At 66.7% G+C, this 22,049-nt stretch carries 19 protein-coding genes, 1 tRNA gene and 2 pseudogenes; 6 read left to right on the top strand and 16 right to left on the bottom strand.

Going from position 1 to position 22,049, the window contains the following annotated elements; translation table 11 throughout:
• Window positions 1-75 precede the first annotated feature (75 nt).
• Window positions 76-636 (bottom strand): hypothetical protein, encoded by a 561-nt coding sequence (locus HLG70_RS01020; RefSeq protein WP_171664759.1) that lies wholly within the window; start codon window positions 634-636, stop codon window positions 76-78.
• Between the two features lie 268 nt (window positions 637-904).
• Between HLG70_RS01020 and HLG70_RS01015 the strand changes: the two genes are divergently transcribed.
• Entirely contained in the window at window positions 905-2,479 is a 1,575-nt protein-coding gene (locus tag HLG70_RS01015; protein WP_171664760.1) for a tetratricopeptide repeat protein, read from the top strand.
• A gap of 37 nt (window positions 2,480-2,516) precedes the next feature.
• On the opposite strand, the gene HLG70_RS01010 is transcribed toward HLG70_RS01015, so the two are convergent.
• Window positions 2,517-2,753 (bottom strand): hypothetical protein, encoded by a 237-nt coding sequence (locus HLG70_RS01010; protein WP_171664761.1) that lies wholly within the window; start codon window positions 2,751-2,753, stop codon window positions 2,517-2,519.
• A 198-nt stretch (window positions 2,754-2,951) separates the two neighbouring features.
• Window positions 2,952-3,027, bottom strand: a tRNA-His gene (locus HLG70_RS01005).
• Window positions 3,028-3,269: 242 nt separating this feature from the next.
• Between HLG70_RS01005 and cls the strand changes: the two genes are divergently transcribed.
• Both cls and HLG70_RS00995 read left to right on the top strand, forming a co-directional pair.
• Window positions 3,270-4,727: a cardiolipin synthase gene (cls, locus tag HLG70_RS01000; RefSeq protein ID WP_171664762.1), complete on the top strand. Its 1,458-nt coding sequence runs from the start codon at window positions 3,270-3,272 to the stop codon at window positions 4,725-4,727.
• Window positions 4,728-4,760: 33 nt separating this feature from the next.
• Window positions 4,761-5,675: a LysR family transcriptional regulator gene (locus HLG70_RS00995; protein WP_171664763.1), complete on the top strand. Its 915-nt coding sequence runs from the start codon at window positions 4,761-4,763 to the stop codon at window positions 5,673-5,675.
• A gap of 20 nt (window positions 5,676-5,695) precedes the next feature.
• On the opposite strand, the gene HLG70_RS00990 is transcribed toward HLG70_RS00995, so the two are convergent.
• The 3 genes from HLG70_RS00990 to HLG70_RS00980 are packed head-to-tail and all read right to left on the bottom strand — an operon-like array spanning window position 5,696 to window position 8,683.
• Window positions 5,696-6,499, bottom strand: a complete 804-nt coding sequence (locus tag HLG70_RS00990; RefSeq protein ID WP_171664764.1) for an enoyl-CoA hydratase — start codon at window positions 6,497-6,499, stop codon at window positions 5,696-5,698.
• An 11-nt stretch (window positions 6,500-6,510) separates the two neighbouring features.
• Window positions 6,511-7,482, bottom strand: coding sequence for a Bug family tripartite tricarboxylate transporter substrate binding protein (locus HLG70_RS00985; protein ID WP_171664765.1), 972 nt, complete (start codon window positions 7,480-7,482; stop codon window positions 6,511-6,513).
• A gap of 19 nt (window positions 7,483-7,501) precedes the next feature.
• Complete coding sequence (locus tag HLG70_RS00980) at window positions 7,502-8,683, bottom strand: CaiB/BaiF CoA transferase family protein (RefSeq protein WP_171664766.1); 1,182 nt, start codon at window positions 8,681-8,683, stop codon at window positions 7,502-7,504.
• Window positions 8,684-8,942: 259 nt separating this feature from the next.
• Here HLG70_RS00980 and HLG70_RS00975 point away from each other — a divergent pair, with 259 nt between their 5' ends.
• Window positions 8,943-9,917: a Bug family tripartite tricarboxylate transporter substrate binding protein gene (locus tag HLG70_RS00975; protein WP_171664767.1), complete on the top strand. Its 975-nt coding sequence runs from the start codon at window positions 8,943-8,945 to the stop codon at window positions 9,915-9,917.
• A 14-nt stretch (window positions 9,918-9,931) separates the two neighbouring features.
• On the opposite strand, the gene HLG70_RS00970 is transcribed toward HLG70_RS00975, so the two are convergent.
• The 8 genes and pseudogenes from HLG70_RS00970 to HLG70_RS00940 form a co-directional block, all read right to left on the bottom strand.
• On the bottom strand, window positions 9,932-10,360 hold the full coding sequence (locus tag HLG70_RS00970) for a PaaI family thioesterase (protein WP_171664768.1): 429 nt from the start codon (window positions 10,358-10,360) through the stop codon (window positions 9,932-9,934).
• A 155-nt stretch (window positions 10,361-10,515) separates the two neighbouring features.
• A complete protein-coding gene (locus HLG70_RS00965) occupies window positions 10,516-12,618 on the bottom strand; it encodes a 3-hydroxyacyl-CoA dehydrogenase NAD-binding domain-containing protein (RefSeq protein ID WP_171664769.1) in 2,103 nt (700 codons plus the stop codon).
• 24 nt (window positions 12,619-12,642) lie between these two features.
• Window positions 12,643-13,722 (bottom strand): annotated as a pseudogene (locus HLG70_RS29440) (acyl-CoA dehydrogenase family protein); the annotation flags it as partial.
• A 33-nt stretch (window positions 13,723-13,755) separates the two neighbouring features.
• Window positions 13,756-14,943 (bottom strand): annotated as a pseudogene (locus tag HLG70_RS29435) (acyl-CoA dehydrogenase family protein); the annotation flags it as partial.
• On the bottom strand, window positions 14,933-15,595 hold the full coding sequence (locus tag HLG70_RS00955) for a 3-oxoacid CoA-transferase subunit B (RefSeq protein ID WP_171664771.1): 663 nt from the start codon (window positions 15,593-15,595) through the stop codon (window positions 14,933-14,935). The pseudogene HLG70_RS29435 and the gene HLG70_RS00955, both read right to left, overlap by 11 nt.
• Window positions 15,592-16,281 (bottom strand): 3-oxoacid CoA-transferase subunit A, encoded by a 690-nt coding sequence (locus HLG70_RS00950; protein ID WP_419144786.1) that lies wholly within the window; start codon window positions 16,279-16,281, stop codon window positions 15,592-15,594. The genes HLG70_RS00955 and HLG70_RS00950 overlap by 4 nt, the downstream gene beginning before the upstream one ends.
• An 8-nt stretch (window positions 16,282-16,289) precedes the next feature.
• Window positions 16,290-17,450, bottom strand: coding sequence for a thiolase (locus HLG70_RS00945; protein WP_171664772.1), 1,161 nt, complete (start codon window positions 17,448-17,450; stop codon window positions 16,290-16,292).
• The gene (locus HLG70_RS00940) at window positions 17,447-17,839 is read right to left on the bottom strand and encodes a Zn-ribbon domain-containing OB-fold protein (RefSeq protein ID WP_171664773.1); all 393 of its coding nucleotides are present in this window, start codon (window positions 17,837-17,839) and stop codon (window positions 17,447-17,449) included. The genes HLG70_RS00945 and HLG70_RS00940 overlap by 4 nt, the downstream gene beginning before the upstream one ends.
• A gap of 221 nt (window positions 17,840-18,060) precedes the next feature.
• Here HLG70_RS00940 and HLG70_RS00935 point away from each other — a divergent pair, with 221 nt between their 5' ends.
• Window positions 18,061-18,933, top strand: a complete 873-nt coding sequence (locus HLG70_RS00935; protein ID WP_171664774.1) for an NAD(P)-dependent oxidoreductase — start codon at window positions 18,061-18,063, stop codon at window positions 18,931-18,933.
• A gap of 32 nt (window positions 18,934-18,965) precedes the next feature.
• Here the strand turns inward: HLG70_RS00935 and HLG70_RS00930 are convergent, their stop codons facing one another.
• The gene (locus HLG70_RS00930; RefSeq protein WP_171664775.1) at window positions 18,966-20,237 is read right to left on the bottom strand and encodes an MFS transporter; all 1,272 of its coding nucleotides are present in this window, start codon (window positions 20,235-20,237) and stop codon (window positions 18,966-18,968) included.
• A gap of 242 nt (window positions 20,238-20,479) precedes the next feature.
• Entirely contained in the window at window positions 20,480-21,049 is a 570-nt protein-coding gene (locus HLG70_RS00925; protein WP_171664776.1) for a helix-turn-helix domain-containing protein, read from the bottom strand.
• A 49-nt stretch (window positions 21,050-21,098) separates the two neighbouring features.
• Between HLG70_RS00925 and HLG70_RS00920 the strand changes: the two genes are divergently transcribed.
• Complete coding sequence (locus HLG70_RS00920) at window positions 21,099-22,010, top strand: DMT family transporter (RefSeq protein ID WP_171664821.1); 912 nt, start codon at window positions 21,099-21,101, stop codon at window positions 22,008-22,010.
• The last annotated feature ends 39 nt before the right edge of the window (window positions 22,011-22,049 follow it).

Below are 22,049 nucleotides of genomic sequence, written 5' to 3'. Positions count from 1 at the left end.
TCCTATGCGTTCGAACACGATGGTCTCGCGCTGCCCTTCTTCGCCTGCCGGCTTGAAGGGCCCAACTTGGACTGATCAAAGGCGCCGGACTTGCGCCGTATTCTTTGCTGCCTGAAGTGCAACCGCACCGCCAAAAACGGCGGTACGAAACGCCGCAAGGCGCGCGGCCGGGCTGCTGCCCGGCGTCAAGCGCGCGCGCTTGGGGAATTCAAAGCTGGTGATGGGATGTATGCGCTTCTGGAGGTCGAGCCCTCCAGCCAGGTAGATGCCTTGCCTATCGCCGTCTTCGTCGAAGACGCTGCGGCCATTGCCGCCGATGCTCCTGGTCTGACCAACGCGGTGGCGGGGTGCTTGCATCCGGGTATCAGGATCCACGCAAGCCAAGCCCATGCCCGGCATCCACAGCGCGCTGCTCGGAACAATCAAAACCATCGACTTTCGCACAAGCATCCTTTTCACGATTGACAAGGAGAACCGGCAAACAAATGATTTAACGATCTGGCGCTGGGACTGGCGATTGGGCCACCCCTTTTTGAGCGGGGCTTGGAACGCCAGTCTTGCGGATACACGCAAGTACGGAAATAGCTTAAGTAGCGATCGCGGTTCGCGCAAGCTTTTATCGAACTCGACCGGCATGGCCTGATTGTCGCGCCTAACTCAAACATCCGTCGCCGGGAGAAAAGGCCAGCAATAACAAGACTGAATATCTTCATGCCATGATTTGAAAAATATCGGGTGGCGACAAGCAACACGCCATTTTTCGCGCCCCGCCGTGATAATCGCGGGACGGATATCCATCGGCTGATGCGACGGCCGCAGCTGACCGCTGGCGCTTGCGTTTCGCCGGCGTCTGCCTACAATCGCCACCTGTTTCTATACATCACAATTCACCACAAAACGCATCATGGGTTCGGAATTCGATCAGAACGCGGTTGCACGCGCCGCGCAGGCGTTCCAGCAGGGCGACTACGCGCTGGCGGCGAAGCTGCTGGCCCCCGCCGTGGCCGCCAATCCGGACAATGCGAACCTGGTCCGGGCCCAGGCGATCACGCTCAGCCGGCTCAACCAACTGGACGCCGCCGCGGATTGTTTTGACCAGGCCGTCCGGCTTGAACCCGATGATGTCGCGCTGCTGAGCGAAGCAGGCAAAGTGAACCTGAGGGCGGGTCGCCTCGAGGCAGCCCTGGGCCATTTCCGCGCCGCGCGCCGCCGCGCGCCCCAAGACGCCGCCATGCTGGGCCGCGTGATCAATGTCATGCTGAAATTGCAGCATGCAGACCAGGCCATTGCACTGGTCGACGAGGTGCTTGCGAAAGCGCCGCGTAGCGCGCCGCTGCACTATATGCGCGGCGTGGCGCTAGGCGCGATGGGCCGGCGAGGCGATGAAAGGCTGGCTTACGAGACCGCGTTGAAGCTGGATCCGCGGCTCGTGGACGCGCATACCAACCTGGGAGTGCTGGCACGGGACGAACACCGGTTCGAAGATGCCCTGCGCCACTTCAAGCAGGCCCTGTCCATCGATCCCGATCACGCCGGCGCGAGAAATAACCGCGCCCAGACCAACCTGCTTCTTGGCCGCTATGCGCACGGCTGGCGCGACTACGAATGGCGCTGGCGCGACGGCGAGCAGAAGATGCCCCATGAAGGTGCTCCCTGGCTGGGCGAGTCCTCCCTGCAAGGGCTCACCTTGCTGGTGCACGCCGAACAGGGGTTGGGCGACACGCTGCAGTTCAGCCGCTATGTGCCGGCGCTTGCCGCGCAGGCCGAACAGCTGATCTTTCAGGTGCAGCCATCGCTGGAACGCCTGTTGCGGGACAACCTTCCCGGCATCACTGTGATCAGCCGCGACGCGCCGGTCCCGGCCTTCGACCGCCACGTGCCGCTGCTCAGCCTGCCGCTCGCCATGTCGCGCACCCGCCCCGATCCCTGGCCTCTTGAACGCCCCCTGCAGGCGGACGCTGAACTGGTACGGGAATGGGCGGGGCGGCTGGAACAGCAATTTGGCATGGCGGGCGCCCGGCCACGGATCGGACTGGCCTGGTCGGGCAATCCACAGCACCCGGACGACCGCAATCGCTCGATCCCTTTTGCGCGGATCGCCGCCCTGCTCAAGGCGCCCTGCGATTTTGTATGCGTCCAGAAGGACCTGCGCGCGGACGACCTGGCCGCCATCGAACAATGGCGGCACACGGCCACCGGCGGGCGCCTGCACCTGGCCAGCGATGCGCTGCGCGACTTCAGCGACAGCGCAGCCCTGATGGCCAATCTTGACCGCGTGATCAGTGTCGACACCGCCACGGCGCACCTCGCCGGCGCGCTCGGCGTTTCCACCTGCTTGCTGTTGCCCTCCACGCCCGACTGGCGCTGGCTGCTCGACCGGGCCGACACGCCCTGGTATGGCTCAGTGGCGCTCTATCGAAAACCTGCGGACGGCGGATGGGACAAAGTTCTGGATGACGTGCTGGAAGGCCTGGCCTGAAGACCTGATTTGGAAGCCAGGTACCCCGGCCTTTCCGTCAATTTCCGGAGCTGCGGCGTAGCCTGTTGGCCGCGTCCTTGTTCAGGCGTTTCGCTTCTTCTTCCGCATAGTCCTCTTCGCCGGCCTCGTACCCGCCGTCATAAAGGCAACTGCTGCGGTTCCACTTGCACTCGTCCGTACGACCCGAATCCCCAAGCCCGATCAAAGAGCATCCGGAACCCAGGGCGAAAAGAAACAGCGCCGCGCCACAGCGGCTCAACATTCGAATGGACATTTATCCTCGGCATTCAAAGATTTCATAGCCATCTTATCTTTAGAGCCGTCCCAGCCTTCTGATCGCATGGGGGGGTATGCGTTTGGTCGTGCGTTTGGTCGTACGCTTGGTCGTACGCTTGGCTGTGCGTTTAATTTGAATAATTGTTCCGCACAAAAAAAAACAGCCGCTTTAAGCGGCTGATTTCATTGAATTCTTTGGGGTGGCTGATGGGGCTCGAACCCACGACAACTGGAATCACAATCCAGGACTCTACCAACTGAGCTACAGCCACCTCTGGTACTGCTTTCGTCTTCCGGCACTTTTGCCTTTCAGCACTTTTGCCTTCCAACATTCTCGGTTGCGGCTTTCTTGAAAAACGTCTTCAAGAGCTGTTCAACAACGAAGAGGCCGAATTCTAGCACGTTTTTTTAAAGATGCGAAAGCCCCCCCTTGTGCGCCGATCTTGCCAGCGCCGGCAGCCTTGCTATCCTTCCGCATGGTTCACCCTTGGAGGCCGTCTCTTACGCCATCGCTATGGATCGCATACACGCAATTTTGATCGATTATTGGCCCCATCTGGTATTTGCCATCAGTGTTGTGGCGGGCACCGGTGCGGCGGTGCATGCCGCGATGACCAAACAGGATGTGCGGGCGGCCATCGGCTGGGTCGGGGTGGCGATGTTCTCGCCGCTGTTCGGTCCGCTGTTCTATTTTGTGGCTGGAATCAATCGGATCCGCAAGACGCGTGTGTCGCAACTGCGCGACGAGGCGATGGTGGTGGATGCGGAGCTGGTCGAGACTGCGCCGGTGGACGTGGCGCCGATCTCGGGCGAGCAGTTCGCGTCGCTCAAGGTGCTGGGCGACCGCGTCAGCCGGTTCCGGCTGCTGGGCGGCAATCAGGTGCAGCCGCTGGCAGGCGGCGACGAAACCTATCCGGCCATGCTGCAGGCCATCCGGGATGCGCGCCATACCGTGGCGATGCAGAGCTACATCTTTGACAACGATCCGATCGGACGCGAGATGGCGCAGGCCCTGATCGAGGCGCGGGCGCGCGGCGTCGAGGTGCGCGTGCTGATCGACGCCATCGGCTCCAAGTATTCCCGCCCGCCGATCGTGCGTATGCTGGCGCGCGCCGGCGTGCCGGTGGCGCGCTTCATGACGAATCCGCTGGGCGTGCTGCGCATGCCCTATGCCAACCTGCGCAGCCACCGCAAGGTGCTGGTCATCGACGGGCGCGTGGGCTTCACCGGCGGGATGAACGTGCGGGCGGCCTTTGTCAGCGCGCTGGCCGGCGACGCCACCAACCGCGACACGCATTTCCGCGTGGAAGGCCCGATCGTGACGCAGCTGATGTCGGTGTTTGCGCATGACTGGAACTTCACCACGCACGAATCCTTGCCCGCCAAGCCTTGGTTCGATCCCGAAGCCCTGCCCCGCACGGGCAATGTGCCGATGCGCTGCGTGCCGTCCGGCCCCGACCGGGCCCTGGGCAGCACGCACAACATGCTGCTGGGTGCGCTGGCGGTGGCGCGGCGCCACGTGCGTATCCAATCCCCCTACTTCCTGCCCGACCAGACACTGATCGGTGCGCTGGCGACGGCCGCACGCCGGGGCATCGTGGTGGACATCGTCATTCCAGGCAAGAACAACCTGCGGCTGGTGGACTACGCCATGACGGCGCAGCTGGACCAGGTGGTCCGCACCGGCTGCCGCGTCTGGCGCTCGCATGGCGCGTTCGACCACTCCAAGCTGATGACCGTGGACGACGCCTGGGCCTATGTCGGTTCGTCCAACCTGGATCCGCGCAGCCTGCGGTTGAATTTCGAGCTGGACACCGAAATCTATGACCCGGCGGTGGCGCGCTGGATAGGCGGACGCATCGACGGATTGATCAGCGGCGCCAGGCGCGAGACCCTGGAAGACCTGCTGCATGCGCCATTCGCAAAGCGCCTGCGAAACAAGGTGATATGGCTGGCCACGCCGTATCTGTGACACCGCAATTTCACCTACGGTACTCTTTCCGCGATGCGCTACGAACTCACTGACCTACGCCTCTTCCTCGCTATCGCCGAGGCGAAAAGCCTGTCTGGCGGAGCGAATACCGTACACCTGACCGCGTCGTCGGCCAGCTATCGCCTGAAGAACCTGGAGTTCGCGATGGGCGTGCCACTGTTCAAGCGCGAAGCGCGCGGCATGGAGCTCACGCCGGAAGGCGATTTCGTGCTCAAGCATGTGCGCTCGCTGCTGGCAGGCGTGGAACGCATGCACGGCGAGGTCAGCGGCTTTGCCAGCGGCTTGAAGGGCAGCGTCAAGCTGTTCGCCAACAGCAGCTCCCTCAATGGCTTCATCGTGCCCAGCCTGAGCCGGTTCCTGTCGGCCAATCCCAATGTGAACATCCTGCTGGAAGAGCGCTCCAGCACCACGATCGAGGCCGCCATCGCGGGCCACGAGGCCGATATCGGCATTTTTGCCGGCAATGCGTCATCCGCTGGCGTCAACGCCGTACGCTACGCCATCGATGAACTGATCATCGCGGCGCCGCTGAACCATCCCGTGGTGGAAAGCTCGCCCGTGCGGTTCCCGGCGGTGCTGGACCTGGACTTCGTCTGCATGAGCCGGGCCAGCAGCAACTACATATTCCTGCGCGACATGGCCAAGCTGGCCGGCAAGACGCCCAAGGTCCGCATCCATGTGCATACCTTCGACGCCGTGCTGTCCATGGTCGAAGCCGGCGTGGGCGTGTCGCTGGTGCCTCGCAGCATCGCGTCCGCCGCGCTGCGCGAGAAACGCATCGCGGCGGTGGATCTGAGCGAACCCTGGGCCCTGCGTGAACTGACGCTGGTCACCCAGGCCGGCGTGCCGCTGTCGCCGTTTGTCGAACAGGTGGCCGGGTATCTGCTCGACGATCCGATCGTGGCGGCGACGCGCGGCCCGGATTAGGGCCTGTCGACAGGCGCGGATCAGCCCTTGCCCTCGCGCTTTCCCTCGCGCTTGCTGGCAAGAAACTCGTTCATGAATTTTTGCGGTTCGCCGGTATTGAAGGCGGCGCCGAATTCCGCGACGCTGTCCTCGATGGCCTCGTCCACCGACATCGTCTCCCAGCGGCGCAGCAACTTCTTCTGCTGACGCAGCGCCGCCGGCCCCAGCGCGGCAAAGCCTTTGGCCAGCTTGCGCACGGCCTGATCCAGCTCGGCCTCCGGCACTGCGGCGTTCACCAGCCCCCAGTCCAGCGCTCGGCGGGCGTCGATCAGCTCTCCGGTCAACAGCATCCACGCACTGTTGGCCGAGCCGATCAGCTGCGGCATGAGCGCGGCGTGGATCACGGAGGGAATCCCCACCTTCACCTCAGGCATGCCGAACTGCGCGTGATCGGCGCAGACCCGCAGATCGCAGGCCAGGGCAAACTCCAGGCCGCCGCCCAGGCACCAGCCCGGGATGCGGGCGATCACCGGCACCGGGAAGTGGCGCACGGCGTTGCAGAGATCCCGCAAATTCGAGATGAAGCGCCGCGCGCGCTGTTCGTCCAGCCCGGCCATTTCCGCGATATCGGCGCCGGCCACGAAAGCACGATCGCTGTCGCCGCGCAGCACCAGCACGCGCACCGATTCGTCGTCGCGCAACTCGGCAAGCGCCGCGCGCAGGCCATTGATAACCGGCGTGCTCAGAATGTTCAGCACCCCGGCGTCCAGCATGGTCAGGGTGGCGATGCCGGCGGCGTCGATCTCGGCGCGGGCATGGGGAAAGGAGAGATTTCTGGTTTCCACGATGGCTCCTCTTACTGCATTTTTTCGAATTTAATGTCCTCGACCACCGTCTTCCAGTGGGCATAGGATTGCGCGATCAGCGCGCCGAACTCGTCACGCGACATCGGGCTGGGCACCGCGCCCTGCTTCTCGATGGCGTCGATGGTGGCGGGATCCGCCAGCGCCTGGCGCACGGCCGTGTTCAGTTTTTCCAGCACCGGCGCCGGCGTACCCGCGGGAGCGGCCAGGCCGAACCAGGACGGGTTGTTCATGGCGGGCAGGCCGGCCTCGGCGTAGGTGGGCACATCCGGCAGCACCTTGAGCCGCTGCCTGGCCGCCACCGCCAGCGGGCGGATGCGCTGCCCCTGGATCAAGGGATACGAGGACGGGATGTTGTCGAATACGATCTGGACCTGTCCGGCGACCAGGTCGTTCAAGGCCGGCCCCAGCCCCTTGTAGGGCACGTGCAGCATGCGCGTGCCGGTGGTCTGCATGAAGAGTTCGCCATTCATGTGGCTCAGGCCGCCATTGCCGGACGATCCGAACGCGTACTTGCTCGGATCGGCCTTGAGCAGCTTCAGGAAGGCGGGCAGGTCCTGCGCGGCCAGCGCCGGATTCACCACCAGCACATTGGGCACGTCCGCCAGATTGCTGATCGGCGCGAAATCCTTGACGGGGTCGTAGGCGCTCCTGGCGTACACGTTGGGGTTGACGGCGTGCGAGCTTTCGACCGCCATCACCAGGGTGTAGCCGTCGGCGGGCTGCTTGGCGGCGTAGGCCGAACCGATGCTGCCGCCCGCGCCGGGCCGGTTCTCGATGATGACGGACTGGCCCAGTTGCGCGCCCAGCTTGTTGCCGACGACTCGGGCGATGATGTCGGTGGTGCCGCCCACCGCGTAGGGCACGACCAGGCGGATCGGCCTATCGGGGTACTGCGCCGCGGCTGCGCCCGACAGGGTCAGGCAGGCCAGCATGGCGGCCAGAAAGGTACTGATGGGTTTCATTATTGTCTCCTCGGGTAATTCAAATCGTCGCCAGGTTCGCCAGCACGGCGTCCGTGTGCTCGCCCAGCAGCGGCGGCGCCGCCCCCAGCTCCTCGGGTAGGGTGCCGGCCAGCAGCGGGTTGCGCACCAGCCGCACTTCGCCCAGCACCGGGTGGGTAGTCGTCTGGAGCAGCCCGCGGTGTTGCACCTGCGGATGTGAGAAGACCTCGTCCAGCGTGTGGATCGGCCCCCATGGAACGCCGGCGGCGTCGAAGGCGTCCGTCCAGCGCTTGCGCGGCGCCGAGGCAAGCACCTCGGCGAGCATTGGCCTGAGGCTGTCCATGTGCATCAGGCGGGCGCTGTTGGAGGCATAGCGCGCGTCGGCCGCCCATTCCGGGTGGCCGGCCACTTTGGCAAAGCGCGCGAACTGGCCGTCATTGCCGATCGCGAGGATCAGATGGCCGTCCGCGCAGGCGAAGACCTCATAGGGCGCGCAGTTCGGATGTGCGTTGCCGCTGCGTTGGGGCGCCACGCCCGACACCAGGTAGTTGGCGCCCTGGTTGGCGTTGAGCGCCACCGCCACGTCCAGCAGGCATATGTCCAGGGGTAGCCCCAGCCCGGTCTGTTCGCGCTGGCGCAAGGCGGCCAGCACGGCGGAGGTGGCGTACATGCCGGTCATCAGGTCCACCACCGCGACCCCGGTGCGCAACGGGCCCGCGCCAGGCGTGCCGTCCGGCTGGCCGGTATAGCTCATGAGCCCGCCCATGCCCTGGAACACGTAGTCGTACCCAGGCTTGCCGGCCATGGGGCCGGATTGGCCATAGCCGGTGATGGACAGGTAGATCAGGCGCGGATTGACGCGGGCGAGCGAGGCGTAGTCCAGCCCGTACTTGCTCAGGCCGCCGGCCTTGTAGTTTTCGACCAGGATGTCCGCGTCGGCCACCAGCTCGCGCACCCGGGCCGCGCCGTCTTCGGTCGAGAAGTCGATGGCCACCGATTGCTTGCCCCGGTTGCAGGCCATGAAGTAGGCGGACATGGATTGCCCGCCATCGGCCGGACGCAAGTCGGGAGGCCCCCAGCCGCGGGTATCGTCGCCGCGTTCGGGGTGTTCGACCTTGATGACCTGCGCCCCGAGATCCGACAGGTTCTGCGTGCACCAGGGGCCCGCGAGGATGCGCGACAAGTCCACGACTTTGATACCGCGCAAGGCGTTGTGAAGCATAGTGTCTCCGTGATTCAGCCGCTCTCCGAAAATTATGTCAGCGGCTGCGCGCCGCGAGGAGTCGAATGTTTCGAACGCTGCGTTCGCGGGCATTCAAAGCGTGCTCCGGCCCCTCTGGCGGGCCCCGCGCCTTAGACAGGCGCGAATGTTGAGTTCGAATATTTCGGATGGAGTTACGCGCGACGCGCCGCCATACTGGCTTGGCGGAGGCGCACTGGCAGCCGCGCCGCCCGGACGATAAGAACCCTTGGAGACAACCATGAATCGCACTATCCTGCGGCGCGGCGCGACGAGCGCGCTGCTGCTTTGCAGCCTGGCCGCGGGCGCCGCCCGCGCCGAGTATCCCGACCATCCCGTCACCGTCGTGGTGGCCTTTGCGCCTGGCGGCATGACCGACATCGTCGCGCGCCTGCTGTCGGCGGAACTGGGCAAACGCTTCAACCAGACTTTCGTGGTCGAGAACAAGCCGGGCGCCGCCGGCCAGGTCGGCACCGAGCTGGTGGCGCGCCAGAAGAATGACGGCTACACCCTGCTGATCAACGCCACGGGCCATGTGATCGGTCCGGCGGTCAATGACAAGGTTCGCTACAACCCCATCAAGGACTTCGCGCCGATCGGCATCCTGGCGCGCGCGCCGAACCTGGTGGTGGTCAACGCGGGCGTGCCGGTCAAGAACGTTTCCGAATTCCTGGCCTGGGGCAAGGCGCAACCCGGCGTGCCGTACGGCTCGGCCGGCTTTGGCGGCTCCACGCACCTGGGCGGCGAGTGGCTGAAGAAAATCACCGGCGTGCCGATGGAGCACGTGCCCTACAAGGGGGCATCGCCCGCCACCAACGCGGTGGTGTCCGGCGAGCTGAAGGTGGCGGTGCAGGACGCGATGAGCGTCGCGCCCTTCATCAAGTCGGGCCAGTTGCGCCCGATCGGCGTGGCCAGCGCAGAGCGCAGCAAGCTGTTTCCCGATCTGCCCACTTTCGCGGAATCAGGCGCGCCGGGCCTGGACGTCTACACCTGGCTGGGCTTCTATGCGCCGGCGGGGACGGATCCGGCGATCGTGGCCAAGCTCAACCAGGCCACCAACGACATCATGAACTCGCCCGAGATGGTGCAGCGCCTGGCCGGGCAGAACAGCGAGCCGCTGGGCCCGATGACGCCCGATCAGGTGAGCGCTTTCGTCGCCGGCGAAACGGCGAAGTGGCGCGACGTGGTGCGGACCACGGGCGTCAAGGTGGAATAAGCGCCGCCGCGCCTTCAGCCGTCGGAGGCGGGGATAGGCGCGGCGCGCACCGCGAAGACCGCGTTGGCCTTGAGCATGACGCGGTCTTCGACCTGCAGCAGGCAATTGGCGTAGATCAGCCGCTTGCCCTGCTTGTCGATCCGCACATGGGCTTCCAGCCAGTCGCCGGGCCTGACCGGATTCAGGTATTCCACCGACATCTGCACCGTCACCACGGACAGGTGCGCACGTTGCGCAATCACATAGCCCAGCGCGCTGTCCGCCAACGTGGCCAGCAGTCCGCCATGGGCGATCGAATGCATATTGGTGTGGGCGTGCGCCACGCGCATCGCCAGGACCGAATCCGCATCGCGCCGGTACAGCGCGCCGAGGTCGGCCAGATGCGTCATGAAGGGACTGCTAGGCTGCCAGGGCTCGAAGCCGGTGGGGACGGTGTCTGTCATGTTGTTCACGTGAAAGGACCCTGTGCGGACCCGGGTTGATTCGGACACTTGCGGACATTCAGTGCAGTATCGCAAAGAAGGCCGCACCCGGCATGATGCCCGATGCGGCCCTGACCGCCCTGCGGACGCCCTTGCAGGCGCCCCCCGCGGGCGCCTCAGAACGTCGCTGCGCCCTCGGCCACCTTCCGCTCCAGCAGCGCGGCCGGCTTCCAGTGATCGCCATGGGCCTGCCACAAGCCACGGATGGTCGCCAGCGTGGCGGCCAGGCCCAGCGTCTGCGCATAGAACATCGGCCCGCCGCGCGCGCCCGGAAAGCCGTAGCCATGCACGTACACCACATCCACGTCCGAGGCGCGCTGGGCGATGCCTTCGTCGATGATCTGCGCCCCCTCATTGACCAGCGCCAGCATGCAGCGCTCCACGATTTCCTCGTCGCTCACCGTCCGGCGCACGATGCCGGCCTCGCGCGCGCAGGCCTCGATGATGCCGTCGACCACCGGGTCCGGCAGGGGCTGGCGGCTGCCCGGCTCGTAGCGGTAGTAGCCGGCCTGCGTCTTCTGGCCGAAACGGCCCAGCTCGCAGATACGGTCCGCGACCTTGGAATAGCGCAGATGCGCGGGCCGGGTCGGCGCCAGGCGCTTGCGTGTCGCCCAATTGATATCCATGCCAGCCAGGTCCGCCATGGCCAGCGGCCCCATGGCCATGCCAAAGCGCGTCAACGCGCCGTCGATCTGCTGCGGGCTGGCGCCTTCTTCCAGCAGAAAGCCTGCCTCGCGCCAGTAGCCCGTCAGCATGCGGTTGCCGACAAAGCCTTCGCATACGCCGACCAGCACGGGGATCTTGCCGATCTTCTGCGCCACGGCCATGCAGGTGGCGATGACGTCGGCGCCGGTGCGCGCACCGCGCACCACTTCCAGCAGCTTCATCACATTGGCGGGGCTGAAGAAATGCAGGCCGATCACCGCCTCGGGCCGCGCCGTGCAGGCCGCGATGTCGTCGATATTCAGGCGCGAGGTATTGGTGGCCAGGATGGCGCCGGGCTTGCACACGGCATCCAGCTCTCGGAATACGGACTGCTTGACCGCCATGTCCTCGAATACGGCCTCGATCACCAGATCGGCCCCCGCCAGATCCCGGATGTCCAGGCTGGGCGTGATGCGCGCGATCCGGGCTTCGACGCCCGCGGCGTCGAGCTTGCCCTTGGCCGCGGTGATGCCGTAGTTCTTGCGGATCAGCGCCAGGCCGCGATCCAGCGCCGCCTGCTCGCGCTCATACAGCGTGACGGCATAGCCCGCGTTCGAGAACGCCATCGCGATGCCGCCCCCCATGGTGCCCGCGCCCAGGATGGCCACGTGTTCGACCCTGCCCACGCTGCCGCCGCCGGCGACGCGCGGCGCTTCTTTTTCCGCGAAGAAGAGATGGCGCAGCGCCTTGGACGCGTCGCCCGCGACCAGCGCGTCGAACAGCCTGCGCTCTTCGTCCAGTCCCGCCTCGATGGGCAGGCGCGTCGCGGCCTCGACGCAATCTGTCGCCGCCTGCTGAGCCTGCGCGTTGCGGGCCTTGGGATTGAGCCCGGCGCGCACCGCGGCGAAGTCGACGCCGCTGGCTTCCACGGCACGCCGCGCAGCCACGGGGTGGGACGCATGCGTGGCGCGGTCCCGCGCGAAGGACAACGCCAGGTCCAGTACATCGCCTTCGGTGACGGCGTCCACCAGCCCGGCGGTCAGCGCGGCGGCGGCGTCCACCGGCGTGCCGGTCTGGATCATCCTGAGCGCGGGCGCCACACCCACCAGCCGCGGCAGCCGCTGCGTGCCGCCGCCGCCGGGCACCAGGCCGAGATTCACTTCCGGCAGCCCCAACCGGGCGCCGGCCTGCGCCACGCGGTAATGGCATCCCAGTGCCAGCTCCAGCCCGCCGCCCAGGGCAAAGCCATGAATGGCGGCGACCACCGGCTTGCCGGAGGCTTCGATTGCCGCGATCACATCGCGCAGCATGGGCTTGGCCGTTGCCGCCGGCGTATTGAACTGGCGGATATCGGCGCCGCCGCAGAACGCCTTGCCGGCGCCCGCGATCACGACGGCATCGACGCCGGCATCGCCGAGCGCGCGCGCCAGGCCGGCGTGCAGGCCGGCGCGTACGGTGTCGCCCAGGCCATTGACCGGAGGATTATCAAGAAACATCACCGCCACGCGCCCATGCCGGGCATAGCGGACGGTGCTGGAGACGTCGTCGGAGGGTTGGGTAACGTTGACGGTCATGGGGGTCCCTTGTAGCGGCGGGGCTCAGGCCCGCGCCAGTTGCCGGTAGCGGTTGATGTGATGGCGCGTGTCGCCAAGCGTGTATTCGATGGCCAGCAGCCGCTTGGCATGGTGGCCGACGGCCAGTTCATCGGTCATGCCCATGCCGCCATGCAGCTGGATGCTTTGCTGGCTGATATAGCGGGCGGCCTCGCCGCATCTGGCCTTGGCGGCCGAAGCCAGGCGGCCGCGCAACGGCGCGTCGTCCAGATCCGACCTTGCTGCCGTCCAGGTCAGCGAACGGGCCTGCTCCAGGACCAGCAGCATGTCCGCCAGCCGGTGCTGCACCGCCTGAAAGCCGCCGAGCGCCTGACCGAACTGGCGCCGCGCGGCAACGTGCTCGCGGGTGGCGTCCAGCAGCGCCTGCATGATGCCCAGCGCCTCCGCGCACAGCGCGACACGCGTCATGTCCGCCGCCTGTTCCAGCGCGGCGCCGGCCTCGCCCAGCCGGGCCGCGGCGGGCACAGGGCATGCCGCAAGCACGATGTCCGCGTAGCCACGTCCGTCCAGGCCCAGGCCGCCCTCGCGGGTCAAGCCCGGAGCGTCTGCCTCGACCAGAAACAAGCCGACTCCGGCCGCATCGCGCGCCGTGACCAGGAACTGCCTGGCCCCCATCCCGTGCGGCACGTGCCGCTTCACGCCATTCAAGACCCAACCGTCGCCCTGACGCTCCGCAGTGGCGCCTGCGCCGTCCAAGGCCCATTCCGAATCCGGCCCCGCATGGGCCAGCACGGGCGCGGCCGTCCCTTGCGCCATGCCGGCCAGCAGTGCGCGGACCGCGGGGCCTTCGGGCAAGCGGCCCAGCAGCTGCCCGCAAAGCAGCGTGCTGGCGTCGTAGGGCTCGGTCACCAGATGACGGCCGAACTGCTGCATCAGTATGCAAATCTCGGGCAAGCCGGCTTGCATGCCACCAGCGGATGCGGGCAGGCCCAGCCCGAGCAATCCCATGTCGGCAAAGGCCCGCCAATGCGGCGTGGCGGCAGGGTCGGCGTCCGCCGGCGGCCTGGCGCGGCCGCCCGGCGCCGGATATCTATCCTGCAGATAGCGCGCGACGGCATCGTCCAGCGCCCGTTCGTCCCCGGTGTAGTCGTCTGGCGCGCCCAACGCCAGCTTGGCGATGAGGTTCTTCTGGACTTCGTCCGTTCCGCCGTAGATCGATATCTTGCGCAGGTTCAGGTAGAAGCCGGGCATGGCCTGCAGCTCTTGCTCGACGGTCGGTTCGCCCTGCGCGTAGTCGCGTTCCAGCGCGGCCGACTGATAGGCCAGCGCTTGCGCGCCGGCGGTATCGACCAGCGCCTCGCTGATGCGCTGCGCCAGCGTGGAGCCCAGGTACTTCAGGATCGACGCTTCGGCGCCGTGGCCGGCGCCGCGCTGGTCGCGCGCGATCAGCCGCAGATTGGTCTGCTCCAGCGCCAGCGTGTCGATCTCCAGTTGCGTCAGCCGATGCGCGAACACCGGATCTTCGGCCAAGGGCCTGCCATCAACGACGCGCTGCGCCGCGAGCCGTTGCAGATGACCGAGTTCGCGCTTGGCGCGTCCCACCCGGGCCGCGCCAAAGCGCTCGTGCGACAGCAGATACTTGGCATAGGTCCAGCCGCGATCCGCCTCCCCCACCAGATGCGAGAGCGGCACCATGACGTCATCCAGAAAGACTTCGTTGATTTCCTCGCCGCCGTCCAGCGTGCGGATCGGCCGCAGCGACACCCCCGGGCTGCGCATGTCGATGAGCAGGAACGAAATGCCCTGCTGCGCCTTGGCGTCGGGGTTGGTCCGCGCCAGACAGAACATCATGTCGGCGTACTGCGCGTAGGTGGTCCAGGTTTTCTGGCCATTGACCACGAACGTATCGCCCACGCGCCGCGCGCGGGTGGTGAGCGACGCCAGGTCCGAGCCGGCGCCCGGCTCGGAATAGCCCTGGCACCACCAGTCCTGGCCGTTCAGGATGCGCGGCAGGAAATGGCTTTTCTGCCAGTCCGAGCCGTAGGCCATGATGACCGGCGCCACCATGCGCAGGCCGAAAGGCACGGTTTCGGGCGCGCCGGCCAGCGCGCATTCCTCGTCGAACACGTTGCGCCGTTCGATGCTCCAGTTGGCGCCACCGAATTCGGCGGGCCAGTTCGGCGCCACCCAGCCGCGTTCATGCAGGATGCGATGCCAGCGCAGGAAATCCTGCTTGTCCAGACGCTGGTGGTCCAGCACCTTGCGCCGCAGGTCGGCGGGAAGCTGGTCGCGCAGGAACGCGCGGACTTCGTCGCGGAAATCCTTCAGCTCCGATTCATGCGGCATGATCGACGTCCTGGGCAAAGCGCAGCGGCGCATCGGTGGCCGCCTGCAAGGCCTCGCGCGTCAGTCCGGGCGCCATGTCGCGCACCAGAAAGCCTTGCGGCGTGACGTCCAGCGTGGCCAGGTCGGTATAGACGCGGTCGACGCAGGCGGCGCCCGTCAGCGGCAGATCGCAGGCACGCCGCAGGCGCGAACGGCCGTCGCGGGTCGTATGCTCCATCAGCACGTGGACGCGCTTGGCGCCCACCGCCAGATCCATGGCTCCGCCCACCGCCGCGGCCACGCCCGGCTGGCCCAGCGACCAGTTGGCCAGGTCGCCGGTTTCGGAAACCTGGTAGGCCCCAAGAATGCAGTAGTCCAGGTGGCCGCCCCGCATCATGGCGAAAGAGTCGGCGTGGTTGAAAAAGCTGCCGCCAGCCGCCATGGCGACGTTCTGCTTGGCCGCATTGGTCAGGTCGGGATCGACCGGATCGTCGTCCGAGCGCGAGCGCATTCCCAGGATGCCATTCTCGCTGTGGACGGTGACGCCATGCGCCGGGGTCCAGTAGTCCAGCGCCATCACGGGCAGGCCTATGCCCAGATTGACGTATGAGCCGGGAGGGATATCGGCGGCGGCGCGGCGGGCAATGTCCGCGCGCGAGTATCGTTGTGTCATTGCAGGACTCCGGCCAGTTTGGCATCGGGTATGCGCAGCACGCGCTGCACGAATATGCCGGGCGTGACGACGTGCTCCGGATCCAGGCCGCCCACCTCCGCCAGCGCATGCACCTGGACGATGGCGGTCGCCGCCGCCATGCACATCAGCGGCCCGAAATTGCGCCCCGCCTTGCGATAGACGAGATTGCCCAGCGGATCCGCGCAATGGGCTTTCACCAGCGCGTAGTCCGCCGGCAGCGGTTCCTCGAACACATAGCCCACGCCCTTGATGACGCGCGTCTCCTTGCCTTCGGCCAGCAGCGTGCCGTAGCCGGTGGGTGTGAAGAAGCCGCCCAGGCCCGATCCGGCCGCGCGCAGCCGCTCGGCGAGCGTGCCTTGGGGCACGCATTCGTAATCGATCCGGCCTTCGGCGTAAGCGGATTCAAACGCCTGGGACTCGGCGCCGCGAGGATACGAGGCGATCAGCTTGCGCACGCGCCCCAGCCGGATCAGCCGGGCCAGGCCGCTGTCGTGGCTGCCGCTGTTGTTGCACACCACGGTCAGGTCGCGCGCGCCCTGCTCCACCAGCGCGTCGAGCAGGTCCACGGGCTGGCCCGACAGGCCGAAGCCGCTGACCAGCACGGTGGCGCCGTCGGGGATATCCGCCACGGCCTGCGCGGCGCAGTTCACGGTCTTGTTCATCAAGGCCTCCATCACAGGCTATGGGAAAGAATGGCCGTGGCCTGGCTGGACAGCACACCGCCGTTGCCATGCACCAGCGCCACATCGGCGCGCTTCACCTGGCGCTCGCCCGCCTCCCGGCGCAACTGCGCCACGGCTTCGATCACCAGGAAAATGCTGTACATGCCGGGGTGCGTGAACGACAAGCCGCCGCCGTTGGTGTTCATCGGCAGATCGCCGCCCGGCTCGATGCGCCCGCCGCCGATGAACGCGCCGCCCTCGCCTTTGTCGCAAAAGCCCAGGTCTTCAAGGAACAGGATGGGGTTGATGGTGAAGGCGTCGTAGAGTTCGACCAGATCGATGTCGGCGGGCGTCAGGCCGGCCTCGGCGAACGCGGCCCGGCCTGAATCCACGGCGGGCGTGACGGTGACGTCGGACATGCAGGAGATCTGGCGGTGCCAGTGTGCGTGGCCGGTGCCCAGCACGTAGATGGGCCGGGGATGCAGGTCGCGCGCGCGGTCGGCCCGCGTCACCACGAAGGCGCCCGCCCCGTCGGTCACCAGGCAGCAGTCGCGCACGGTCAGGGGATCCGAGATCATCTTCGCGCTCAGCACCTCATCTATCGTGAGCGGCGTGCGCAGGAAGGCGTCCGGGTTGAGTTGCGCCCATTTGCGCGCCGCCACCGCGACCTCGGCCAGCTGGCGCCGCGTGGTGCCGTACTGGTGCATGTGGCGGGCCGCCGCCAGCGCATAGCTGGTCACCGGATTGAAGGGCTTGTACGGGTGTTCGTAGGGCTGCGGGTCCAGCGCCGCGCGCATCTGGTTGATCTGCGTGCTGCTGGGCGCGCTGCGCGGGTTGGCTCCGTAGCACACGAGCACGTGGTCGCACTGGCCGGCCTCGATGGCCATCGCCGCGATCTTCAGGTCGGCGATGAACGAAGAGCCGCCGAACATCGTGCTGTCGGAGAAGCGTGGCCGGATGCCCAGGTATTCCGACATCCGCATCACCCACCAGGGCGATGTCAGGCTGGAGGTGATGATGCCGTCGATATCCTGCATCTTCAAGCCGCTGGCGGCCACGGCGCGATGCGCCGCCTGCGCGATGATTTCCTGCTCGCTGCGGCCCCCGCAATCGCCCAGTCCGGCCATGCCCGTGCCCAGGACTGCGATTGCGCCGCGATAACTCCGGCTCATGCCCGTTCCCCCGAGTGCGCGACGAACACCAGCAACGGCTCGCCGTCCACGGTGTCGATCCGGGCCCGCACCGGCTGGCCGATATGCACCGCGTCCGCAGGCATGTCCACCACGCGGCTCATCAGCCGCGGACCTTCGGCCAGATCGACCAGGCAGACGGTGTAGTCGCCCGCCTTGCTGCGCACGACGGTGGTGGAATAGACCTCGCCCAGGCCGCTGGGCTCGGTCCAGCGCAGCGTGTCGGCGCCGCAATGCGGGCAGACCACGCGCGGGTAGAAATGATGCCGGGCGCAGGCCTGGCATTGCGGAATCATGAAGCGGCCCTGCGCGAGCTGCTCGAAATAGTGGCGCTCGGCGCTGGACGCCGGCTCGGTTGCGGTGTGCGGCATGCTGATTGTGGCCGCCTGGAAGGCGGCTGTCTCCGTTTTATGTCGTTGTCCGCCTGTCGTGGCTTGCGGCGTGAAACAATTTTAGGAATGGCGCATGCCCCTGACCATCCGAAAGATTCGAAGGCTTCATTCGGCGTATTCGAAGCGCTCGCCGGGCGCGCGGGAAGTCAGAGTAAGATTTACGCCATAACAATCACCCTACATGGCAGGAGCAGTGGAAGATGGCGAAAGTCGGCATGGTTGGTATCGGCCTCATGGGCCACGGTATTGCAAGCAATCTGGTCAAGCATGGTCATTCCCTGACCGTGCTTGAACATCCGGGCAACCAGCCCCTGGATGCGCTGAAAGCCGCGGGCGCGGCCAGCGTGACCGACGGCGCCGCGCTGGCCGCCCAGTCGGATGTGATCATTCTCTGCGTTACCGGCAGCCCGCAGGTCGAAGCCGTGCTGCTGTCGGCCGGCGGCTTGCTGGAGGGCTTGCGGCCCGGCACCATCATCATCGACTGCTCCACCGCCATCCCCTCGTCCACCATCAAGGTGGCCCAGGTGGTGATCGACAGCGGCGGCCGCTTCCTGGACGCGCCCATGACGCGCACGCCGAAGGAAGCCGCCGAAGGCCGGCTGAACCTGCTGGTGGGCGGCGACGCCGCCCTCTTCGAGGAATGCAAGCCGCTGCTGGCCTGCTTTGCGGAGAACATCACGCACGCCGGCCCGATCGGCGCCGGCCACCGCATGAAGCTGCTGCACAACTATGTGTCGCTGGGCGTGGTTGCCCTGCTGTCGGAAGCCGCGGCTTGCGCGCTGCGTTCCGACATCGATCCGGCCGTGTTCGCCGACGTGCTGTCCAAGGGCGGCGGCGGCGGCGTGGCGCTGGAGCGCATCAAGCCGTACCTGCTGGAACAGGACCCGTCCTCGCTGCGCTTCTTCATGTCGAACGCGCAGAAGGACCTGTCCTACTACAACACCATGGCCGCGGAAACCGGCGCCGTGCGCGAGATCGGCGCAGCGGTGCAGCACACCTTCGACCAGGCCGTCACGCAGGGCGGCGGCGACCGCTACGTGCCGGAACTGGTGTCGCTGCTGAAGGACCGCTAGGCAGCGCAGGCGCCAGAAGCACCGCGGGGGCCTTAGCGCCCCCCGGCCGCGACCGCGCGCGGCGACCGCAGGACGCCGCGCGACGGCAGGCGCAGGGAAATCAGCGCGGCCATCAACAGCAGCACGCCCGCCGAACCGAAGGCCACCCAGTGCGTGCCGAAGGTCTCGAAGGCCCAGCCCCCCAGCCACGAACTGATCATGCCGCCCACCTGGTGGCCCAGATAGGTCAGGCCGTACAGCACGCCCACCAGGCGGATGCCGTAGATATCGGCCAGGATCGCGGACGACAAGGCGATGCTGCCCGCCCACACGATGCCGCCGATGGTGGCCGCCGCATACAGTTCCCAATGCGCGCCCACCATGACCAGCGCGAAAAAGCCCAGGCCCCGCACCAGATAGATGGCGGCAAGGATGTTGCGCCGCTCGACCTGATCGGACATGCGTCCCAGCACCAGTGTGCTGAAGATGGCGACCAGGCCGATCAGGCCTATCCCGAGCGAGCTGGTGGTGGCGTCAAAGCCATGGTCCATCAGCATGGGCATGCCATGCGTGCCCAGCAGGTTCATGCTGAAGCCACAGGCGAACAGGCCCAGCGCGACCTGCCAGAACGGCAGAGTACGCAAGGCGTCACCCAGCTTGGGCGGGGCCGACTTGGCCGCCGGCTTGGCGGAAGCCGATTTCTCGATGATCTGGTGAGGCAGCAGGTCGGTATGCTCCGGGGCCTCGTCGCGCATGACCAGGATCGCCACCGGCACGGTCAGCACCGCGAACAGCGCCGCAAAGCCCAGCAGCGTTTCGCGCCAGCCCACCGCCGAGATCGCGAAGGTCAGCGTGGGAGTCATGAGCGCGATACCGGCCATCGAACCCGTGGACAGGAAGAACAGCGCCATGCCGCGCTGCCGCGTGAACCAGCGGCTGATCACCGGCGTCAGCGCCACCGGGCTGGTGAAGGCCAGGCCGATGGACAGCGCCACGCCAAAGGACAGCAGGAATTCAAAGGGCCCGCGCGCAAACACGGTCCAGATGGAGGACGCCACGACGATCGCCGTGCCGGTCAGCAGCACAAAGCGCGTGCCGCGCGTGCTGACGAGATAGCCCGCCAGAGGCATGCCCAGCCCGTAGCACAGCATGCCGATCGCCACGATGCCCGACAGCAGGCTGCGCGAAAAACCCAGCCCGTCCGCCATGGGCAGGAAGAACGGCCCGATGCCCATGCGCAGGCCGACCGTCAACAGGGTGAGTACCGTGGCGGCGCCGACAATGTTCCAGCCGAAATACCAGCCGCCCGACTCTTGCTTGTCCAATTGCTTGTCTCCTCGATGTCTTTTTTTGGCCGCTTGCGCGCCAAGGCTTACAGACACCGCAGGGATGCGCGGAGCAAGGCTCCGCTTTCGGCAGGGTGGACGGCTGGGCGTGAATCGGCTTGTATGCGCTGGCGGGCCGAAGCCCCCAGACGCGTCATATTACTCCCGGCTATATGCCAATTCGAGGCAAGACCCCAAATCCTGTTCGGTGAGCGGCCACGGCAGCCGCCCACCGCGCCGCCTTATCGCAGCACGTTGCGCACAAAGCGCAGGCGGACGTCCCCGTCGTTGAAGTAGGCGTAGGGCTGCGCGCTGCTGTAAATGGCGAAATCATCCACGGCAATCCGCTGCGTGTTGCCCGACAGCTCCAGCCGCAGCGTGCCTTCTATGACATACACCATTTCGTGCCATCCCTCGGGATCGGGCTCGGCGATGTACTGTTCACCGGCGGCCAGCGACCAGATCCAGAGTTGCGCCTCGCAGCTTGCGGGCGCGGCGCCCAGCAGCACGGCCTGGCTGCCCGGTTGCTTGCCGCGCCACGCCATGGCTTCGATCCGCCGCCGCTCGCGGGCGGGATCGCTGACCAGATCCACGAACCCCACGCCCAGCGGACCGGCCAGCTTGTCCAGGCTGGCCAGGCTGATGTTGGCCGTGCCGGCTTCCAGTCCGGCGATCATCCGACGGCTGATGCCGGATGCCTGCGCCAGATTCGTCTGGCTCAGGCCCGCCTGCTTGCGCAGCCGCCGGAGGTTGGCCCCCACATGCGTGAGGACATCCGGCGTGGAACTGGTGATGTGCAGTATATTGCTCATAATTTCGTCGCATTCAGCATTCAGATAAGCCGTGGAACCCAAGACATCGATGTTCGCCCTGTCCCGCCAGGAAATCGCCCTGGTGCTGGTCACCATGCTGTGGGGAAGCACGTTCCTCATCATCCATATCGCCATGCAGCATAGCGGACCGCTGTTCTTCGTGGGCTTGCGGTTCACCATCGCCGGCCTGATGGCGCTGCTGCTGTTCCGCAAGCACATGGCGGGCCTCACCCGGTACGAGGTGGGCGCGGGCATCGCCATCGGCAGCGCGCTGTTCCTGGGCTACTACCTGCAAACCCATGGCCTGCGCACCATCACCAGCAGCCAGTCCGCCTTCATCACGGCACTCTACGTGCCTATCGTGCCGCTGCTGCAATGGGCGGTGCTGAAACGGCCGCCCGGCCTGATGAGCTGGGTCGGCGTGGGGCTGGCCTTCACGGGCCTGATTCTGCTTGCGGGCCCGGAAGCCGGCACGTTGAGCTTCAGCCCGGGCGAGGTGGCCACGCTGGCGGGCGCCGTGGCGATCGCCGCCGAGATCATCCTGATCGGCCTGTTTGCCCGCAAGGTGGACAGCCGCCGCGTGACCTTCGTGCAGCTGCTGACGGCGGGTCTGCTGGCGTTTGCGCTGATGCCGGTGCTGGGCGAATCGATTCCGTCCTTCTCCTGGCTATGGGCGGGCGCCGCGATCGGCCTGGGGCTGGCCAGCGCCATCATCCAGCTGACGATGAACTGGGCCCAGAAATCCGTATCGCCCACGCGCGCCACCGTCATCTATGCCGGCGAGCCCGTCTGGGGCGGCATCGTCGGCCGCCTGGCGGGCGACCGCTTGCCGGCGCTGGCGCTGGTCGGCGCGGGACTGATCGTGGCCGGCGTCATCGCCAGCGAGGCAAAGTTCGGGCGAAAGAAGAAGCCACGCGAGACGGCGGCGGGAACGGGCGGCGCGGGGCCGGTGGCCGAATAGCGCCCCGGGCCGTTCGCGGTCAGCCAGGACCTTGCCAGG

This window comes from Achromobacter deleyi, assembly GCF_013116765.2.
GTDB classification, from domain to species: domain Bacteria; phylum Pseudomonadota; class Gammaproteobacteria; order Burkholderiales; family Burkholderiaceae_B; genus Achromobacter; species Achromobacter deleyi_A.
The sequence above is the reverse complement of the archived record's forward strand: the minus strand, read 5'-3'. Positions and strand labels throughout refer to the sequence as shown.